Genomic DNA, 3,161 nt, shown 5'->3' on the forward strand with positions numbered 1-3,161 from the left:
GTGGCGGCGCTGCTGGAGTCGGCGTCGCCGTCGGCGTGGGCGGTGCCGGGGGTGGCGGGGATCCGCCGGTGGGCCGGGATCCGGGGTGCCGATGGGGAGCTGGTGGTGGTGGCCGCTGATGCGTGGTCGGCGCCGCAGGTCGGTTTCGTGGCCGGGGTGGGCACCGCGCCGTCCTGGCGGGGCCGGGGGCTGGGTGAGGCGGTGTGCGGGTTCGTCTTCGGTGAGCTGGCCGCCGAGCACGGCAGGGTGGCGTTGATGGTCGACACCGCCAATCGGGGCGCGATCCGCCTTTATGAGCGGCTGGGCATGCGGATCCGGCCGGTGGCCGCGGCGGAGCTGACTGGGGGCTGACGGGTCTTCCCGCCTGGAGGAGGGCTGGAGCGGGCCGCTTTCAGGCGGGGGGAAAACCGGGTGCGCAGGGGGAGAAGCCCGGGCAGAGTGGACGGAATGATGTCCAGTTTCGTGCCTGGTCTGCAGTTGTCGCGTGACTTCTACACCGAGGTGGTGCGGCCCCTGGTCGCCGGGGTGGCGCACAGTGCCGCGCTGATCGGCGCGGGTTCGGAGGTGCTGGCGTTCGACACCGAGCGCTCGACCGACCACGGCTGGGGGCCGCGGGTGGTGCTGTTCACCGCCGCCGGGGCCGTGGAGGAGGTGCGGGAGGCGGTGGGGCGGGGTCTGCCCGAGGTCTTCGGCGGGTATCCGACGGTGTTCGGGGGCGGCAACGGTGTGGTGGTGGCCGATCCCGGGGGGTGGTTCGCCGAGCGGCTCGGGTTCGATCCCGGCCGGGGGGTGGGTGTCCTGGACTGGTTGTCGGCGCCGTGGCAGCGGCTGGCGGAGGTCACCAGCGGGGAGGTCTTCCACGACGGGCTGGGTGTGCTGGAGCCGGCGCGGGCCGCGCTGCGCTGGTATCCGGTTGATCTGTGGCGGTACGTGCTGGCGGCGCAGTGGCGGCGTCTGGCGCAGGAGGAGTCGTTTCCGGGCCGGTGCGGGGAGGTGGGCGACGACCTGGGTTCGGCGGTGCTGACCGCTCGGCTGGCCCGGGAGGTGATGCGGCTGGCGCTGCTGATGCGCCGCCGCTATCCGCCGTACTCGAAATGGCTGGGCAGCGGGTTCGCCCGCCTGTCGGGGGCGGCCGAGCTCGGTGACGCGCTGTCGCGGGCGGTGGCGGCGCCGGAGTGGCGGGAGCGGGAGCGGCATCTGGGGCGCGCGTACGAGCGGGTGGCGGCGCTGCACAACCGGGTGGGGCTGGCCGAGCCGCTGGAGGCGTCTTTGCGGGGTTTCTCCGGCCGGCCCTTCCAGGTGATCGGCGCCGGGCGGTTCGCCGACGCGCTGGAGGCGGCGGTGACCGACCCGGTGGTGGCGGCGCTGCCGCCGGCCGGGTCGGTGGACCAGTTCGCCGGCTCCGTCGAGGTGCTCACGCGCCCGGACCGGTGCCGCGCCGTCACGCGGGCCGTACTGGGCCTGTGAACCGGGCCTGGAGGGGCCGGCCGGGAGGGCTTCAGGCCGCGGTGGCCGGAGCGGGGGCGGTGAGGCGGGCGGACATGCGCCGTTCGAACCACAGGGAGGTGAACGGCGGTACCGCGCACGCCAGGCCGAGTGCGGTCGTGCCGGTGCTCCAGCGGGCCGTGCGGGCGGCGGTGAGCGTTCCGAGGACGTAGAGCACGAACAGGGCTCCGTGGATCGGGCCGAAGATCTTCACGCCGAGGTCGCCGGTGGCGGCGATGTACTTGAAGTACATGCCGACGAGCAGGCCCGCCCATGAGCACGCCTCGGCGATCGCGACGTAGCGGAACAGGCGCAGTGCGGCGGGCGCGGCGGGGATGCTGGGCACGGCGGGGGTACCTTCCTTGGAGTGGAACCGGGAGCGGTCTTCAGCCTAGGGGGCCGGGGGCGTGCTCCCCGCCGGGAGGGCGGCGGGCCCGGTCGGTAAGGTGTTGCGGCGATGCGGTGTGCGTGCCGTCGCTGCCGGTGTGGTGCGGGCGGGCGTTCTTGCGTCATGGCCGGGTCAGGACGCGCGGTCCGTCGTCGGTGACCGCGACGGTGTGCTCGATGTGGGCGGCGCGGCTGCCGTCGGTACTGGACAGGGTCCAGCCGTCGGGGGCGGTCACGTAGCCGTCGGTACCGCCGGCGGTGAACATCGGCTCGATGGCCAGTACCAGGCCGGGCCGGAGCGTCAGGCCGCGTCCGGGGCGGCCCTGGTTGGGCACGTGCGGGTCTTCGTGCATGGCCCGGCCGATGCCGTGTCCGCCGAAGTCCTCGGGGATGCCGTAGCCGGCGGCGCGGCCGGTCCGGGCGATCGCGTGGCCGAGGTCGCCGAGGCGGCCTCCGGGTACGCACAGTGCGATGGCGGCTTCCAGTGCGGCCTGCGTGGTCGCGATGAGCGCCAGGTCGGCCGGGCGGGGGCGGCCGACGGTGAGGCTGATTGCCGCGTCGGCGGCCCAGCCGTCCAGGAGGGCGCCGCAGTCGACGCTCAGCAGGTCGCCGTCGCGCAGGCGGTAGCGGCCGGGGATGCCGTGCACGATGGCGTCGTTCACGGAGGTGCAGATCATGGCGGGGAACGGGGTGGGGGCGAAGGAGGGCCGGTAGCCGAGGAAGGGTGAGGTGGCGCCGGATTCGGTGATCACGGTGCGGGCGATCTCGTCGAGTTCCCGCAGGCTCACCCCGACGGCGGCGTGTGCGCCGACGGCGGCCAGGGCCGCTGCGACGATCTTGCCGGCTTCGGCCATGGCCTCTATCTCGGCCGGTGTCTTGATCTCTACCATGTCGGTCCTCCCATGAATCCAATACTTATACCGGTATTGTTATCACGGTTGCTAGGATCGCTGCATGGTGCGACCTCCGTTGAGCGAACTGGACCGCGAACGCGGTCACCGGCTGGGCACGATCCTGCGCCAGGCGCGCGGCGAGCGGAGCATGGCCGAGGTGGCCGCCGCCGCCGGGCTGTCCGCCGAGACCCTCCGCAAGATCGAGACCGGCAGGGTCCCCACCCCGGCCTTCTTCACCGTCGCCGCCCTGGCCCAGGCGCTCGGTGTCTCCCTGGACGTCCTGGCCGAGGTGAGCGCCGCCGAACGCGCCGCCTAGCGCACCCGAGCGGCGCCCGCCGTCCGGGCACCGGAACCGCGGGCCCGGACGGCGGCGGCCGAGCGGGCCCGCGGCAAGCC

The 3,161-nt window shown here is 74.1% G+C and carries 5 protein-coding genes; 3 read left to right on the forward strand and 2 right to left on the reverse strand.

The annotated features are described in order from the left end of the window. Together ACWJ6R_RS33200 and ACWJ6R_RS33205 are read left to right on the forward strand one after the other, a co-directional pair. A partial coding sequence (locus tag ACWJ6R_RS33200) for a GNAT family N-acetyltransferase (protein WP_449066010.1) occupies positions 1 to 351 on the forward strand: 351 nt, incomplete at its 5' end. 99 nt (positions 352 to 450) lie between these two features. Next, positions 451 to 1,467 (forward strand): DUF4037 domain-containing protein, encoded by a 1,017-nt coding sequence (locus ACWJ6R_RS33205; RefSeq protein ID WP_449066011.1) that lies wholly within the window; start codon positions 451 to 453, stop codon positions 1,465 to 1,467. 31 nt (positions 1,468 to 1,498) lie between these two features. Here ACWJ6R_RS33205 and ACWJ6R_RS33210 read toward each other — a convergent pair whose 3' ends face one another. After that, positions 1,499 to 1,831 (reverse strand): DUF3817 domain-containing protein, encoded by a 333-nt coding sequence (locus ACWJ6R_RS33210; protein WP_449066012.1) that lies wholly within the window; start codon positions 1,829 to 1,831, stop codon positions 1,499 to 1,501. 163 nt (positions 1,832 to 1,994) lie between these two features. Further along, positions 1,995 to 2,762, reverse strand: coding sequence for a type I methionyl aminopeptidase (gene map / locus ACWJ6R_RS33215; RefSeq protein WP_449066013.1), 768 nt, complete (start codon positions 2,760 to 2,762; stop codon positions 1,995 to 1,997). A 64-nt stretch (positions 2,763 to 2,826) separates the two neighbouring features. Between map and ACWJ6R_RS33220 the strand changes: the two genes are divergently transcribed. Next, entirely contained in the window at positions 2,827 to 3,081 is a 255-nt protein-coding gene (locus tag ACWJ6R_RS33220; RefSeq protein ID WP_449066014.1) for a helix-turn-helix domain-containing protein, read from the forward strand. Positions 3,082 to 3,161 lie beyond the last annotated feature (80 nt).

Source organism: Planomonospora algeriensis (assembly GCF_977012225.1).